Origin of the sequence: Streptomyces sp. NBC_00207 (genome assembly GCF_045160965.1) — a bacterium.
Lineage (GTDB): Bacteria > Actinomycetota > Actinomycetes > Streptomycetales > Streptomycetaceae > Streptomyces.
Genome location: NZ_CP130715.1, coordinates 4,185,061 through 4,199,057 on the forward strand (window position 1 = coordinate 4,185,061; position 13,997 = coordinate 4,199,057).

The window sequence follows — 13,997 nt, forward strand, 5'->3', positions numbered from 1 at the left end:
CCGTGGTCAACGCGTCACCAGCTCGTCCGGCTCGGCCGACGCCTCCGGCGGTACGGGGCGGGAGGCGGGCGCAGCGGGTCCGGCGGCGGGTGTGGTGGCGGGCCCGCTGCCCGGCGCGGTCGCAGGCCGCTCCCCGGCGCGCTGGCGGGGCGTACGAACGACCGCGCGCGCCGTGCGGCGGCCCTGTGCCGGGACCCCGCGCAGGACCCGCACCCCCTTGCCCGCACCACGCCCCAGGAAGGCGCCGAGCATCGCGAGGAACGGCCGCAGGTCGTCGGCGGCGAACCAGGCCGTCTCGACGCCCCCGCCCCGCTTCGGCGCCGGCCCCGCCGCCGGCCGGCCCTGGCCGGTCCGCTGACCGGCGACCACCGGCGGGTCCGGGTCCGCGGCGCCGTCCGCCCGGTCGGCCGCCGCCGGACCCGCGGGGCCCACCGTCCGGTCCGCCGCGCGGCGGCGCGGCAGCGAGCCGCCCCGGACCGCCGCCAGCAGCGCGTAGTTCTCGGCGACGAAGACCCGGCCCGGACCGCCCGAGGGCTGCGGCACCCGCTGGCCCGTCAGATCCATGTACATCGCCTGGACCACGTCGAGTCCGGCCGCGTCCGTGAACAGCCTGAACTGCGCGCCCGGACGGGGGTTGAAGTCCACCAGCCGGAAGCACCCCTCCTCGTCCCGGCGGAAGTCCAGGTCCAGGATCCCCTGGTAGCCCAGCCGTTCGGCGAGCCGCAGCGCCGCCTCCTCGACCGCCGGATCCGGCAGCCAGCGCCCCACCGCCGTCAGCCCCGTCCGCACCGGCCAGGACAGCTCCTTGCGGCCGGATCCCGCGAGCAGCGGAAGACCGCCCCGGGTGAAGGCGCCGTGGAAGAACCAGTCGGTGTCCGGACCGGCCGGCAGGAACCGCTGGAGGAGCAGCCGGCTGCCGGCCTCGGCGGAGCGTTCGTACAGCCGGCGCGCCTCGGCGGCGGTGTGCACCAGCGTGGTGCTCCGCAGCCCGTCCGCCCCGGTGGGCAGCAGCCAGGGCCTGCTCCACTTGGCGACCACCGGCAGGCCGAGCCGCCAGGCCGCCTCGGCCGCCTCCGCCCCGCTCGCCGGGATCACGGTCTCCGGGTGCGGGACGTCCCAGCGCGAACAGAGCCTCGACAGCTCGGCCTTGTCGGCCACCCGCGCGGGCAGGTTGTCGGGCTGATGGGGAATCCGGAACCGGTCGCGGAGCATCGGCGCGACCCGGGACACGGCGATGGCGCTCAGATCGTCCATGGCGATGAGCACGGCCTGACGGCCGATCCGCTCCGACACCCCGGTCAGACACTCCAGCAGCGCCTCGGGCGCCTCCGGGTCCAACCCGCCGGCCGGCCCGGCGTGCACGGCGCGCAGGTACCGCGAACGCCCCATGGGACCTCCCCCGGCCTCGACGACGGCATGGACCTCCACGCCCTTGCGGCCAAGGGATCTGACGGCGCCGAGGGTTCCGTGGTGGAACGGATTCCGATCGAGTCTGAGCACAACGGCGGGCACATGGTTGAGATACGCGTGCATGGCAACGGTGTCTTTCACCTAGTCGGACCAAGCGGGGGTGGTGTGCACCTGCTAATGGCCTACGCGGCAGTCACCGAACAGGCCATTCGTCAGATCTGATGCCTAACGTCTTTGGTAAGCACACCGATTCAGGAAAGCTCGGGAGACGCCATGCCCAGACCACGCCGCCGACTGGCGAGCACCTGCATCGGTACGGTCACGGCCGGACTGCTCGCCACCGGGGCCGCACTCGCGGCCCCCGGCGAGGACCGGTCCGAGGGCTCGGACATCGCCATGGGCGCCTATCTCGACTACGGGCCGCCCGGAGTGGCCCGGATCCCGCACCTGTCGGACTGGCTGGGCGGCAAGGAGATCCGGGTCGGACACACCTATCTCCCCGGTGACCAGTGGGCCGGCATCGAGGGCAGGGTCTCCTTCCTGGCGGACTGGGCCGAATGGCGCCAGGCCGAGGACGACCGGATGTTCGTCCTCAACGTGCCCATGCAGGAACGGAACGAGAGCCGGGTGCCCGACTACGAGGTGGCCCGGCTGATCCGGGCGGGCGCCGAGGGGCAGCACGACCGCCACTTCAAGAGGCTCGCCGAGCGGCTGGTGTCGCTGGGCGTCCCGGACACGGTCATCGTGCTCGGCTGGGAGATGAACGGCGTCACCTACACCCACCGCTGCGCGCCGGACCCGGAGAACTGGAAGGCGTACTGGAAGCGCATCGTCACCACGATGCGCTCGGTGCCCGGGCAGGAGTTCAAGTTCGACTTCGCCCCGAACAGGGGTACGGACGCGATCGGCTGGACGAAGTGCTACCCCGGCGACGACGTGGTCGACGTCATCGGGATGGATTCGTACGACCAGGCCCCCGGCAAGACCTTCGACGACCAGATCACCCAGCCGTACGGGCTCCAGCAGCACGTCGACTTCGCGAAGGCACACGGCAAGGAGATCTCGTACCCGGAGTGGGGGCTGTACCGCCGCGGGGACAACCCGGAGTACGTACGGCGCATGCTGAAGTGGATCGAGCAGCACAAGCCGCTCTACCACACCATCACCGACTACTGCCCGCACGGCGTGTGGCAGTGCAAGCAGAATCCGGAGTCCGCGAAGGTCTTCCGCGACGCGCTGATGCCCGAGCGGCCCGGGCCGGTGATCCCGACCCCGGTGGTGCCCACGCCCGTGGTCCCGACCCCGGTGGTCCCGACCCCCGTGGTGCCCACGCCGGTCGTGCCCACGCCGGCGGTCCCGACGCCGCAGATCCCGACGCCCCAGGTCCCCACGCCCGAGGTCCCCAAGCCCTCGCCCGTGGCGCCGAGCCCCGTGACGCCGAGCCCGCTCGTCCCCACGCCGGTCACCCCGAGCCCGGACGTCCCGGCGCCCGTCACCCCGAGCCCCGAAGTCCCGGCGCCCGTCAGCCCGGCGCCGGTCACCCCGAGCCCCGAGGTCCCGCTGCCGGTCACTCCCAGCCCGCTCGTCCCGACGCCGGAGGTCCCCGCTCCCGAGGTGCCCAAGCCCTCGCCCGAGGTCCCGACACCCGAGGTGCCCAAGCCATCGCCCGTGGCCCCGAGCCCCGAGGTCCCGGTCCAGACGCCCAGGCCCTCGCCCGTGGCGCCCTCGCCGGCCGTGCCGAAGCCCGAGCCCACGCCGCCGAAGCCCCTGCCGGAGCCGCAGCCGCCGGTCAACAGCCCGCAGTGGTGCGTGCCGCTCAACTTCGGCGAGTGGCTCTCCAAGCTGGTCGGCACGCAGTCGGTCTGCGTCAGGCTCGACTGGGGCAAGGACTACGGCTTCTGGCCCTTCTAGACGGGTCATCGCACCCGCAGTTCGTTGAGCCGCGCCCGCCAGTCCCTGGCGGCCGGCAGCGCCTCCCGCAGCGCGCCCACCGCCCGCTCGCGCCCCGTCACCTGCGACTCGTGCAGCCGCAGCAGGGGTGCGAGCGCGGTCGTGGCCAGCAGGAACCGCTGGTTCACGACCGTCTCGGGCCGCCAGTGGTTCTTGTACGGCTCGTTGCCGCGCAGGAAGCTCACCACCGGCCGGCCCTCGGCGAGCGCCCGCCCGGCCTCGTAGCGCAGCAGCAGCGTCGCCACGTCCACCTTCCGCGTCCGCAGGTCCGGGTCGGCCCCGTAGAGGTAGCCGCCGCTGAGTCCGGCCGACAGCAGCGTCACGTTGGCCGCCACGACCTTCCCGTCCAGCCGGAACTCCGTCAGGCGGCCCTCCCCCGCCCGCACCATCCGCCGGGTGGCCCGGGTCAGGTGCTCGGCGAAGCGGGGCCTCAGGTGCTCGGGGGTCACCCCGCGGCCGCGCCACTGCTTCTCGTGGAGCCGCAGCAGGCTCCGTACGGCACGCGGCACTTCCTGCTCGGTGACCTCGTGCTCCTCGATCCCGGCCGCGTCGGTCTTGCGCAGCTTGGCCCGCACCCGCTGGGCGCCCGACGCCGGCATCCGTTTGACCAGTTCGTCGAACGGCAGCGTGGGCAGCTCCATGCAGGTGGAGTCGGCGAGCCTGCTGGAGACCCCGGGCCACTGCCGGTACAGCTCCTCGGCCGCGGCCCCGGGACGCACCTCCCGCAGGTCGACGACGGCCCCGCGGGCGGCCCGGTGCAGCCCGCGGGCCAGCGCCGGGACGACCTGGTCGGCGTACTCCGCGGCCACGAGCACGTCGGAGTAGTCGGTGATGGGGCCGCCGAGCGGCACCAGCAGCGGCATCGGCCGGTGTACGAGCATCAGCGCGGCCGCGCCGACCAGTTCCTCGCCGCGCCGGACGAGGACGATCCGGAGCCGGCCGTCCTTCCCGTACGACAGCCACCAGGAGTGCAGCCAGGCGTGGCTCTGGAAGGGGGTGGCGGTGGGACAGCCGCGGAAGAGCCGGTTCCACGGCTCTTCGAGCGCGGCGAACTGCCGGGGGTCGCGGCACAGCGTCACCGACAGGGCCCCGGCGGAGCCCGAACTCATCGCACGGACTCCTTCTCCTTGGCCGAGGTGGGCTCACTCTGGGCGGGGAGCGAGGCGTACTCCTCGACCGGGGAGGTCACCGCGGGCTCGGCCGGGGACGCGGCCACGGCCTGGACCGGGGCCTGGACCTGGGCCACGGGCCCGTCCGCGTGCTCCTCGGGGCGCCGCGTCCGGCCCGGCCGGGCGAGCAGCCACAGTCCGCCGAGCAGCCCGCCGGCGCACATCCCGACGGCGCCGCTGATGGTGGCGGACGGGGAGGCGGGCTCGGCCGGGGCCACGGCCTGGTTGAAGAGGAGCAGCTGGACCCCGGTGTTCTTGGCGGCCTGATTGCTGCTCAGCGACAGGGCGTCGGCCACCGCGTTCGCGACGTCGGCGGCCTCGGACGGGCTCTTCGAGGTGCCCGTGATGGCGATCATCGGGGACTCGGGCGAGGTCTCGGCCCGTACCTGGGTCCGCAGCTGCCGGGCGGTGATGCCCGCACGGGGCTGGGCGTAGGCGAGCGTGGAACTGCTGGTGGCGATCCGGGCGTACGCCTGCGCGAAGCCGAGGGCGGTGGCCGGCTCGGTGTTCTCGTCGGGCACGGCGACGACATAGCTGGTGGCGGCGTACTCGGGGGCCTTGAGCACCCCGTACGCCCCTCCCGCGGCCAGCCCCAGCACGGCGCAGACGGGCAGCGGCCACCACGCGGGCGCGGACGGCAGCCGTCGCCGCGTCTTCTTCTCGGAGCGGTGGTCCGGCTTCTTCTCGGCGGACCTCCGCTCGGACCTCCGCTCGGACTGCTCGGACTTCTGCTCGGACCTCGGCTCGGACTTCGGCTCGGACTTCTTGTCGGACTTCTTCTGGTCGGCGGTATCGGCCATGAACGTGCTCGCTTCCTGGGTGGAGGGTGGTTCGGGGAGGGGACGGATCAGCCGGTTCCGGTCGGGCTCTCCGCCGGTCCGGGTCCGACCGGCTTGCGGCGGGCACCGACGACGGTGCCGGCGGCGGCGCCGGGCACCCGCTCGGGCACGGCCGCGCCCGAGGCCGTCGGGTCCGGGACCGACACGGCCGGTCCGGACGCGTTCGAGCCGGCCGCGTTCGGCTCCGACGGGCCGGCCGGACCCGGATCCGGATCCGCCGGGCTCCGAACGAGCCCGGCGGTGCCCGGCGCGGCCGAGAGGGCGAGGTCGTACACGTCCAGCAGCTGCCGCGCGCTGCGGGCGATGTCGTAGCGGCGGACCACTGGCGGCGGGGGCAGCCGGCGCGCGCCCGCCTCCATGTGCCCGCGCAGCGCCGCGACCAGTTCTTCCGTGCCGGTGCCGATGCGGCGGGCTCCGGGGGCCTGGGCGGCCGGCAGGTCGTCGATGGCCGGGCAGGTCACGTGCAGGACGGGGAGTCCGGCGGCCAGCGCCTCCACGACCGCGAGCCCGAAGGCCTCCTCCCGCGACGGGGAGACGAAGACGTCCATGGCGGCCAGCAGCGCCGGGATGCCCGGGGTGCGGCCGTCCGCGCTGTCGCCCAGCGGGTCCCGCTCCCCGAGCAGGTGGATCCGGCTCTGCGCGCCGAGCTCGGCGGCCAGTCGGCGCAGCCCCGCCCGTTCCGGGCCGTCCCCGGCCAGCAGCAGGTGCGCCCCGGGCAGCGCGGCCACGGCCCGCACCAGGACGTCGAACCGCTTGCCCGGGACCAGCCGCCCGACCCCGCCGACGACGAAGGCGCGTTCGGGCAGGCCGGTCCGGGCGCGGGTGGCCCGCCGGACGCCCTCCTCGAAGCGGAAGCGGACGGCCTCGATCCCGTTGGGTACGACGTGCACCCGCGCGGCCGGCACCCCCCACCCCTCCAGCCGGGCGGCGACGGTGTCGGACACGGCCACCGTCGCCGCGCCGAGGCGTTCGCTGGCCAGGTACAGCGCCCGTACCCCGCCGGACAGCGGCCGGCCCTCGATCTCGCCCTCTCCGAGGGAGTGTTCGGTGGCGACGGTCGCCCGGGCGCCCGCGAGCCGGGCGGCGAGGCGCCCGTACACGCAGGCCCGGTACAGGTGCGTGTGCACGAGGTCGTACTGGCCGCGCCGGATGAACCGCACCAGCCGCGGCAGCGCCCCCAGGTCCCGGTTGCCCTGCATCCCCAGATGCACGACCCGGACCCCGTCGGCGCGCAGCCCCTCGGCCACCGGCCCGGGGTTGGTCAGCGTCAGCACGTCGCACTGCATCGGCATGTGCCGCAGCAGCAGCCGCAGTTGCTGCTCGGCGCCGCCGACCCCGAGGCCGGTGATGATGTGCAGGGCCTTCACCGGTACACCACCCGGCGCAGCTCGCGCGCCTGGTGGCGCAGCTGCTTGACGCGCAGCCGGGCGCCGCCGTCGGCCTGGCTGACGTGGGTGCGCGGCAGGGCGTGCGGGCCCGCGAGCCGCCCGGGGTCGATGGCGCAGGCGTAGCCGTAGCCGGCGGCGCGGGTGGCGTCGACGACCCGGGCGTCGAGGTGCCCGTACGGGTAGCAGAACCCCACGGGCAGGGTTCCGGTCAGCTCGCGCAGCAGGTCGCGGCTGCCGCGGAGCTCCTGCTGGAGGACGTCGTCGGCGGCCGCGGTGAGGTCCTGGTGGAGCAGCCCGTGCGAGCCGATCTCCTGTCCCGCGTCGGCGACCTCGCGGATGCCCTCGGCGGTGAGCAGGGACTTGCGCGGCCCCAGCGGGTCCCACACGTTGTCCACGCCGAGCCGCCCGGGCAGGACGAAGAGGGTGGCGGTGCAGTCGTAGCGGCGCAGCAGCGGCAGCGCATGGGTGAGGAAGTCGGTGTAGCCGTCGTCGAAGGTCAGCCCGACCAGCCCGGCGCCGTGGCCGGCCGCGCGGGCCCGGAGCAGTTCGCCGACCGAGACCCCGCGCAGGCCGCGGGAGCGCAGCCACACCAGCTGGGCCTCCAGGGCCAGCGGGGTCACGGTGATCCCGTACGGGTCCTCGGCGGGGTCGGTGAACTCGGCGACCGAGTGGTACATCAGGACCCACGGCGAAGCGGTCCGGCGGGCGGGGACCAGCACGGCGGCGGGGGCCGTGTCGGTGTCAGCGGACATTGCGGAACCTCTGCGTGAACTGGGAGATCTGACCGGGCAGGGCGGTGACTTCGAGGGCGCGTATGGCCATGCCGGTGGCTCCGAACATGGCCGGGACCAGCAGGCAGCCGAGGGCTGCGCTGAGCATCGGGTCGGGGATCATCGGGCCGGCGATCCAGCCGGTGACGCAGGCGGCAACGGCGGCCACGGCGAGCCGTCCGATGCTGACGGCGACCCGGCGGACCTGGATGGCGATGATCCGCGAGCCGAGCCCGGTGAGCAGCAGGGCGGCGGTGGTGGAGATGCCGGCGGCGTTGGCGGCGGCGATCCCGTAGATGCCCCACCAGCCGACGGCGAAGGCTCCGGCCACGATGTTGACGAGCAGTCCGGCACCCATCGCGAGCGCCGGGAACCAGGTGGGCCGGGCGGTCGAGAAGAAGGGCCGGGACAGTGCCCCGACGAGGCAGTGGCCGAGCAGTCCGAGTCCGTAGACCCGCATGACGGAGGCGGTGGCGAGGGTGTCCTGGTGGGTGAAGGCGCCGCGTTCGAAGAGGACCTGGATGATCTGGGGCGCGTAGCCGATGACGAGGGCGGTGCCCATGAGGACGGCGAGCGAGGCCAGGGCGAGGTCCTGTTCGACCCGTCGCCTGGCCTTCTCCCGCTCGCCCGCGGCCATGGCCTGGGCGACGACCGGGAAGGTGACGGTGCAGATCATCAGGGAGAGCACCATCGGCATCTGCGCGACCTTCTGCGCGTAGTTGAGGTGCGAGATCGCCCCGGGCGGGAGCGAGGCGGCCAGGAACCGCTCGACGAGCACCTGCGACTGCCGGAAGACGGCGAAGAAGATCACGGGGGCGATGACCCCGAAGGCGATGAGGGTGGGGCGGTCGCGGTCGCGCTGGCTGCGCGGGGCCCTCTTGGCGCGGGGCGGGCCGAAGCCCACGTTGCGGATGAAGGCGGGCAACTGGACGAGGACCATCAGCAGTCCGCCGACGGCCACGCCCGCGGCGGCCGCGCGCACGCCCCACAGGGCGTGCAGGGCGACCATCGTGCCGATGATCCCGACGTTGTACGAGACGTAGATCGCGGCGGGCGGCACGAAGGAGCGGTGGGCCCGCAGTGCGGCGCTGAAGTATCCGGCGATCCCGAAGGAGATGACGGTCAGGGCCGTCATCCGGGTGCACTGGACGGCCAGTCCGGGGTCGGGCAGGCCGGGCGCGAGCACGGCGACGACCGCCGGCGCGGCCACGATGAGCACGGAGGCGACGGCGGCCACGAACACGGCGAGCCGGGGCAGGGTCGCCCCCACGAGCAGCCGTACGGGGTCCTGTGCGCGGGCCTCCTGGCGGGTGAGGCCCGCCCGGCTGGCGGCCCGCCGGGCCAGGGCGTGGCTGAAGGCGGGCACCATCAGCAGCGCCATCGCGTCCTCGATGAGGAGCGTCGAGGCCATCTCGGGCACGGTCCAGGCGATCAGGAAGGCGTCGCTGTCGTGCCCGGCCCCGAAGAGGTGCGCGATGGTCTGGTCGCGCACCAGCCCGAACACCGCCCCGGCGGCGGTCAGCCCGGCGGTGACGGCGGCGGCCTTCGCCAGGAACCGCCCGAGCGGCGGACTCCCGCCGGGGGTGGCGGGATCGGGGAGCCCGGCGGACCCGCCCGGCCCGCTGCCGCGGGGGGCGGCGGGCGGGGACGCCTCACCGGCGCGCCGGACATGGCCCGGCCGCCCGCCCGCGGGCGCCGTCTGGGCTTCGGGGGCGTCGGTGGAGCCGCTCGCGGCTCGCGCCGCCACCCGCAGGCTGCGCTTCCCCGAGGCCCCGCCCGGATACGCGGCGGAGCCGAACAGGGGCTCCCGCACGGCGTGCTCACCGCCGGGCAGGCTCCCGGCCACGAAACCGGGGTCCGCCGGAACCGGCGCGGCGCCGATCCGGCCCGTACGGCTTCCGGCGGCGAACCGCGGGGCCGCCGGAACCGGTACGGCCGGATCTGCCGCGGTGGCCGAACGGGGCGCCTGCCCGTGGCCGCCCGGGCCCGGCCGGCCCCCGACGGCAGGACCGGGGGACGCCGGATCCGCCCCGCTGCCGGGTGGCCCGGCCGCGGGCGCGTTCCGTGCGTACCCGGTGGAGCCGAACAGGGGCTCCCGCGCGGCCGGCTCGCCGCCCGGCACGGCCCCTGCCGCGAACTCGGGAGCCGCCGGGACCGCCGTGCCCGGCCCCCCGGTCGGGTCCTGCCCGGTGTGGCGTCCGGCCGCGGGGCCGGTGGAGCCGGGGGCCGTCCACGGAGGACGGGAGTCCTGGGCGGACGGGACACGGGCGTGGCCCGCCCCGGCCGGGGGGCCGGAGGCGGGCCGCCAGGGCGTGGTGTCCGTCACCGGCGAGCCGCAACCCCGGGGGCCCTACCCCGTGCACCCGCACTGCCGGCGGCCCCGGACACCGCTGCCGCCCCGCGCAGTGGACCCGCGTCGCCCGGGGAGGGCAGCGCCCACCAGGCCGCCAGGCCGATGATCACTCCGGTCAGCACGGTGGACGGCCCCCCGATGTCGGCGTAGAGGAAGTCGGTCAGCTGCCACACGAACAGCCCCGTCGCGATCAGTCCGCAGTCCCGGATCGCCTCGCCGGCGGCGAGCCTGCGGAGCCCCGCGACCAGCAGCGCCGCCCAGCCGCCCGCCAGCGCGATCAGCCCGATCAGGCCCTGCTCGCTGAGGATCAGCAGGTACATGTTGTGCGGGGAGAGCAGCGGCTGGCGGATGTACGCCTGCCCCGCGCCCGCGGTGTCACTGCCGGAGGAGAGCCCCAGCGAGGAGTGGCCGTCGCGGTGGGCGGGGAAGCCCTTGAGCCCCACCCCCACCGCTGGCCGCTCCCGCCACATCGACTCGGCGGCGGCCCACATCGTGTAGCGGTCGGTCACCGACTGGTCGGGGGCGCTGGAGACCTGGGTGATGGAGGTCAGCCGCTCGGCGACCATCTCGGATCCGACGCCGAGCCCGCCCACCAGGACCACGCCCGCCGCGGCGAGCGCGAGGAGCACCTTCAGCGCCCGCCGGATCCCGGCCAGCACCATCACCAGCACGGCCGCGCCGGCGGTGGCGATCCACACGCCCCGGCTGAACGAGAGGACCAGCGGCAGCACCAGCGCCAGCGCCAAGCCCCCGGCGATCCGCCGGACCCGCCGCGGCAGCCCCGGCGCCAGCGCGACCGCGGTCGCCACGACCAGCCCGTACGCCACCACGGTGGCCATGCCCATGACGTCACCGGGGCCGAAGGTGCCCACGGCCCGGATGTCCTGGCCCTGGTAGGAGGCCCCGGTGTGGGTCACGTACTGCACGACCCCGACCGCTCCCTGCATCAGCGCGAGGACCACGAAGCACCCTGCGGCCAGCCGGAACTCCGCGGCGTCGCGCACCAGCAGCACCACGGCCGCCGGGACGAGCACGAAGACCTGGAGGTAGCGCACGAAGCCGGGCAGGGCCGCGTACGGATCCCCCGCGGTCATCGTCGCGATAGCGAGGCCCACGGCCGGCGCGCCGAGCACGAGCACGCCCAGCGGGGTCAGCGTCCGCACCCGGCCGCGCAGCGCCTGCACCCCGCAGACGAACGCCAGCAGCAGCGAGGCGGCGTCGGCCGGTCCGACCTTCCCGGAGGCGGTCGCGTCCCCCGCGGGGAGCGGGGCGAGCAGGAAGAGCACGGTCGCGGCCAGCGGCAGCAACGGCCAGTGCCGGCGCAGCAGTCCCGGTAGGTCGGGCCGGGTCCAGGGACCGGTGACGACGAGGCTCATCAGCTGCCCCCGAGCCGGAAGCGGAAGAAGGAGGCCGCGGTGCGGGCGAGGATCCACAGGTCCTGCCACAGCGACCAGGTGTCGATGTAGTGGTTGTCGAAGCGGGCCCGGTCCTCGATGGAGGTGTCCCCGCGCAGGCCGTTGATCTGGGCGAGGCCGGTGATGCCGACGGGCATCCGGTGGCGGGCCTCGTAGCCGGGGTGGACGGTGGAGAACTTGGCGACGAAGAAGGGCCGTTCGGGGCGGGGCCCGACCAGGGCCATGTCACCGCGTACGACGTTCCACAGCTGCGGCAGCTCGTCCAGCGAGGACTTGCGCAGGAAGGACCCGACCGGGCTCATCCCGCGGTCGCCCGCCACCGTCCAGCGGGTGGCGGCCTCGTGCTCGTCGGCGCGCAGGGTACGGAACTTCAGCAGGGTGAAGGGGCGCCCGTACAGGCCGACCCGTTCCTGCCGGAAGATCACCCCCGGCCCGTCCCAGACCCGTACGGCCAGCGCGCACAGGCCCATCACGGGTGCGGCGCCGATCAGCGCGACCAGGGCCAGGACGGAGTCGATGCCCCGCTTGGCCCAGCGCTCCAGCGGCCGGGCCGGGCGCGGCAGCAGCGGCTGGACGGCGTACCCCCACAGCTGGTCGGCGGGGTGCGCGAGGCGCATCCCGGTGACCTTGGCGGTGCCGGCCGGGTCGGCGAGCCACATCCGGCATCCGTGGTCGTGGAAGAGCCGGACCAGGGAGGCGGTGCGCTCGTCCGCCTCGGGCGGGCGGGTGAACACCGCGTGCCGGACGGAGTTCTGGATGACCGCGCGCCGGATGTCCTCGTGGGTGGCGAGGTACGGCAGGGCGCCGTTGTCGGCCTCGGCGGCGGCCGCCGTGTCGGCGAGGCCGACCGGGCGCAGCCCGAACTCGGGGCGGCCGTGCAGGGCGGCGGCCACTGCGCTCGCCCCGGCGCCGGGTCCGACGACGAGGGCGGAGGCGGGCCGGCGTACGGCCGCGCGGCGCTGGAGCTGGTTGACGAGGCCGCGTCCCGCGCAGGCCAGGAAGACCTGCAGGCAGACGGCGGTGAAGAGGGCGTTCCAGCCGAGGGCCCGGGCCGGGTCGACGGCGGCCAGTACGGCGGCCGCCCCGCACCACAGGACTGCGGACCGGCCGGCCAGCGTGGGCAGTTCGAGGAGTGCGGAGGGGGCGAGCCGCGGCCGGTACAGCCCGGCCTGCGCGTGCAGCGCGGCGAGCAGCAGGGGGAGGGCGGCGACGACCGGCACCGCCACGGGGTCCGGCAGTGCCGGTCCGGGCAGGGTCGTCGCGGTGAGTACGGCGGCCAGCGCGTCGGCGGTGAGCAGCGGCAGTACCCGCCCGCTGCGACGGATCCGCCGCGGGCGTACGGCGGACCTGGCCTGGTCCGTCCTGGGCCCGCGCGGGGGGTGGATGGCGGTCGCGGAACGGCGGGCCGCCGCGTGTGGCGCGGGCGCGAAGGCGCTGCCGCCGGTGGGCCCCGTGCCGCCCTGCCCGGTGTGCCGGGCGGGTGCGCTGTCCATCGTCATCGGCTGATGCGCTCCTGGTTCAAGGGCCGGGGCCTGCCCAGCAGTTCGTGGTACAGGCCGGTGACCGCTTCGGTGGTCCGCCGCACGTCGAAATCGGTCCGGGCGTGCTGCCGGGCCTGCTCCCCCAGTTCGGCGAGGAGCCGCGGCTCGGCGAGCAGCCGTCCCAGTGCCTTGGCCAGCGCCGTCGGGTCCTCCGGCGGCACCAGGCACAGGCGTCCCTGGCCGGGCGGCAGGCTCTCCCGGGCGCCGCTGACGTCGGAGACCAGGACCGGGCGACCGCAGGCCATGGCTTCGAGCGGGGCGAGCGCCATGCCTTCCCACCGCGACGGCAGTACAACGAGATCGGCGGCCCGAAGCCACGGTCGGATGTCGGCGGCGGCGCCCGCGAAGTGCACTCCGGGCGGGGCCGTGCAGCGCAGCCGTTCGGAGTCGGGGCCGTCGCCAACGAGGGCGAGGCGGGCTCCCGGGACGGTGCCCAGCAGCTCCGGCCAGGCCCGCAGCAGGATGTCCTGCCCCTTCTGGGGGCAGATCCGGCCCACGCAGACGGCGAGCAGCCCCCCGTCTGCCAGGCTGCTCCGGAAGGCGGCGGGCAGCGGCAGTTCGGCGCGTGCCCTGGCCCTGTCCTGTCCGGGGTCGGGTCCGCCGGGGCGGAAGTGTTCGAGGTCCACGCCGTTGCGGATCACCGACCACCGGGCGCTGATGCCCTCGGTCTCGCCCGCGCGGCGTTCGGCCTCGCTGACACAGAGCACCCGGTCGGCCCAGCGGGCCCCGTACCGCTCCCAGCGCAGGGCGAGCGCGGCCGTGGCCCCGCCGACCGCGTCGAAGGACCAGGCGTGGGGCTGGAAGACGGTGGGCACGGAGCCGCGCGCGGCGAGCCGTCCGGCGAGTCCGGCCTTGGCGCTGTGGGCGTGCAGCAGGTCGGGCCGCACCTCGCGGAGCAGCCGCCGGGCGCCGATCAGCTCGGCGGGCAGCCCGGGCCCGGGGGCCCGCCCGGCCCGCCAGGTGAGCACGTCGGCCCCGGCGGCGCGGGCGGCGTCGCCGAGGGTGCCGCCGGGCGGGCAGCCGACGACGGCCCGGAGGCCGTCGGCGGTCTGTGCGCGGACGAGGTCGGTGACGACCCTGGCCACGCCGCCGTCGACGGGCTGTACGAGATGGAGGACGGTCGTGGGCTGTGCCGCCCGAGGTTGTGTGGGCACGTGGAGTG

The 13,997-nt window shown here is 75.5% G+C and carries 10 protein-coding genes; 1 reads left to right on the forward strand and 9 read right to left on the reverse strand.

Annotation, left to right across the window (positions count from 1 at the left end):
* Positions 1 to 6 precede the first annotated feature (6 nt).
* Entirely contained in the window at positions 7 to 1,389 is a 1,383-nt protein-coding gene (locus OG472_RS19810) for an ATP-grasp domain-containing protein (protein WP_401608568.1), read from the reverse strand.
* Between the two features lie 294 nt (positions 1,390 to 1,683).
* On the opposite strand from OG472_RS19810, the gene OG472_RS19815 reads away from it, so the two are divergent.
* Complete coding sequence (locus OG472_RS19815) at positions 1,684 to 3,321, forward strand: glycosyl hydrolase (protein WP_405830511.1); 1,638 nt, start codon at positions 1,684 to 1,686, stop codon at positions 3,319 to 3,321.
* Positions 3,322 to 3,326: 5 nt separating this feature from the next.
* Here OG472_RS19815 and OG472_RS19820 read toward each other — a convergent pair whose 3' ends face one another.
* The 8 genes from OG472_RS19820 to OG472_RS19855 form a co-directional block, all read right to left on the reverse strand.
* Positions 3,327 to 4,469 carry a GNAT family N-acetyltransferase gene (locus OG472_RS19820; protein WP_383570964.1) on the reverse strand — a complete coding sequence of 381 codons (1,143 nt, stop codon included), beginning with the start codon at positions 4,467 to 4,469 and terminating at the stop codon, positions 3,327 to 3,329.
* Complete coding sequence (locus OG472_RS19825) at positions 4,466 to 5,329, reverse strand: lipopolysaccharide biosynthesis protein (protein ID WP_401608563.1); 864 nt, start codon at positions 5,327 to 5,329, stop codon at positions 4,466 to 4,468. Before OG472_RS19825 ends, OG472_RS19820 begins: the two co-directional genes overlap by 4 nt.
* Positions 5,330 to 5,376: 47 nt before the next feature.
* Complete coding sequence (locus OG472_RS19830) at positions 5,377 to 6,735, reverse strand: glycosyltransferase (protein WP_405830512.1); 1,359 nt, start codon at positions 6,733 to 6,735, stop codon at positions 5,377 to 5,379.
* A complete protein-coding gene (locus OG472_RS19835) occupies positions 6,732 to 7,508 on the reverse strand; it encodes a polysaccharide deacetylase family protein (RefSeq protein WP_405830513.1) in 777 nt (258 codons plus the stop codon). The genes OG472_RS19830 and OG472_RS19835 overlap by 4 nt, the downstream gene beginning before the upstream one ends.
* On the reverse strand, positions 7,498 to 9,273 hold the full coding sequence (locus OG472_RS19840; protein ID WP_401608867.1) for a lipid II flippase MurJ: 1,776 nt from the start codon (positions 9,271 to 9,273) through the stop codon (positions 7,498 to 7,500). The genes OG472_RS19835 and OG472_RS19840 overlap by 11 nt, the downstream gene beginning before the upstream one ends.
* A gap of 575 nt (positions 9,274 to 9,848) precedes the next feature.
* Entirely contained in the window at positions 9,849 to 11,255 is a 1,407-nt protein-coding gene (locus OG472_RS19845; RefSeq protein ID WP_401608554.1) for an O-antigen ligase family protein, read from the reverse strand.
* Positions 11,255 to 12,793 carry an exopolysaccharide biosynthesis polyprenyl glycosylphosphotransferase gene (locus tag OG472_RS19850; RefSeq protein WP_405830515.1) on the reverse strand — a complete coding sequence of 513 codons (1,539 nt, stop codon included), beginning with the start codon at positions 12,791 to 12,793 and terminating at the stop codon, positions 11,255 to 11,257. The genes OG472_RS19845 and OG472_RS19850 overlap by 1 nt, the downstream gene beginning before the upstream one ends.
* Entirely contained in the window at positions 12,790 to 13,989 is a 1,200-nt protein-coding gene (locus tag OG472_RS19855) for a glycosyltransferase (protein ID WP_401608549.1), read from the reverse strand. Before OG472_RS19855 ends, OG472_RS19850 begins: the two co-directional genes overlap by 4 nt.
* Between the last annotated feature and the right edge of the window lie 8 nt (positions 13,990 to 13,997).

What these genes read in the sequence shown, in the direction of transcription:
- OG472_RS19810 (WP_401608568.1), bottom strand. Translation starts at nt 1,389, where the DNA reads ATGGGGCGTTCGCGGTACCTGCGCGCCGTGCACGCCGGGCCGGCCGGC.
- OG472_RS19815 (WP_405830511.1), top strand. Translation starts at nt 1,684, where the DNA reads ATGCCCAGACCACGCCGCCGACTGGCGAGCACCTGCATCGGTACGGTC.
- OG472_RS19820 (WP_383570964.1), bottom strand. Translation starts at nt 4,469, where the DNA reads ATGAGTTCGGGCTCCGCCGGGGCCCTGTCGGTGACGCTGTGCCGCGAC.
- OG472_RS19825 (WP_401608563.1), bottom strand. Translation starts at nt 5,329, where the DNA reads ATGGCCGATACCGCCGACCAGAAGAAGTCCGACAAGAAGTCCGAGCCG.
- OG472_RS19835 (WP_405830513.1), bottom strand. Translation starts at nt 7,508, where the DNA reads ATGTCCGCTGACACCGACACGGCCCCCGCCGCCGTGCTGGTCCCCGCC.
- OG472_RS19845 (WP_401608554.1), bottom strand. Translation starts at nt 11,255, where the DNA reads ATGAGCCTCGTCGTCACCGGTCCCTGGACCCGGCCCGACCTACCGGGA.
- OG472_RS19850 (WP_405830515.1), bottom strand. Translation starts at nt 12,793, where the DNA reads ATGACGATGGACAGCGCACCCGCCCGGCACACCGGGCAGGGCGGCACG.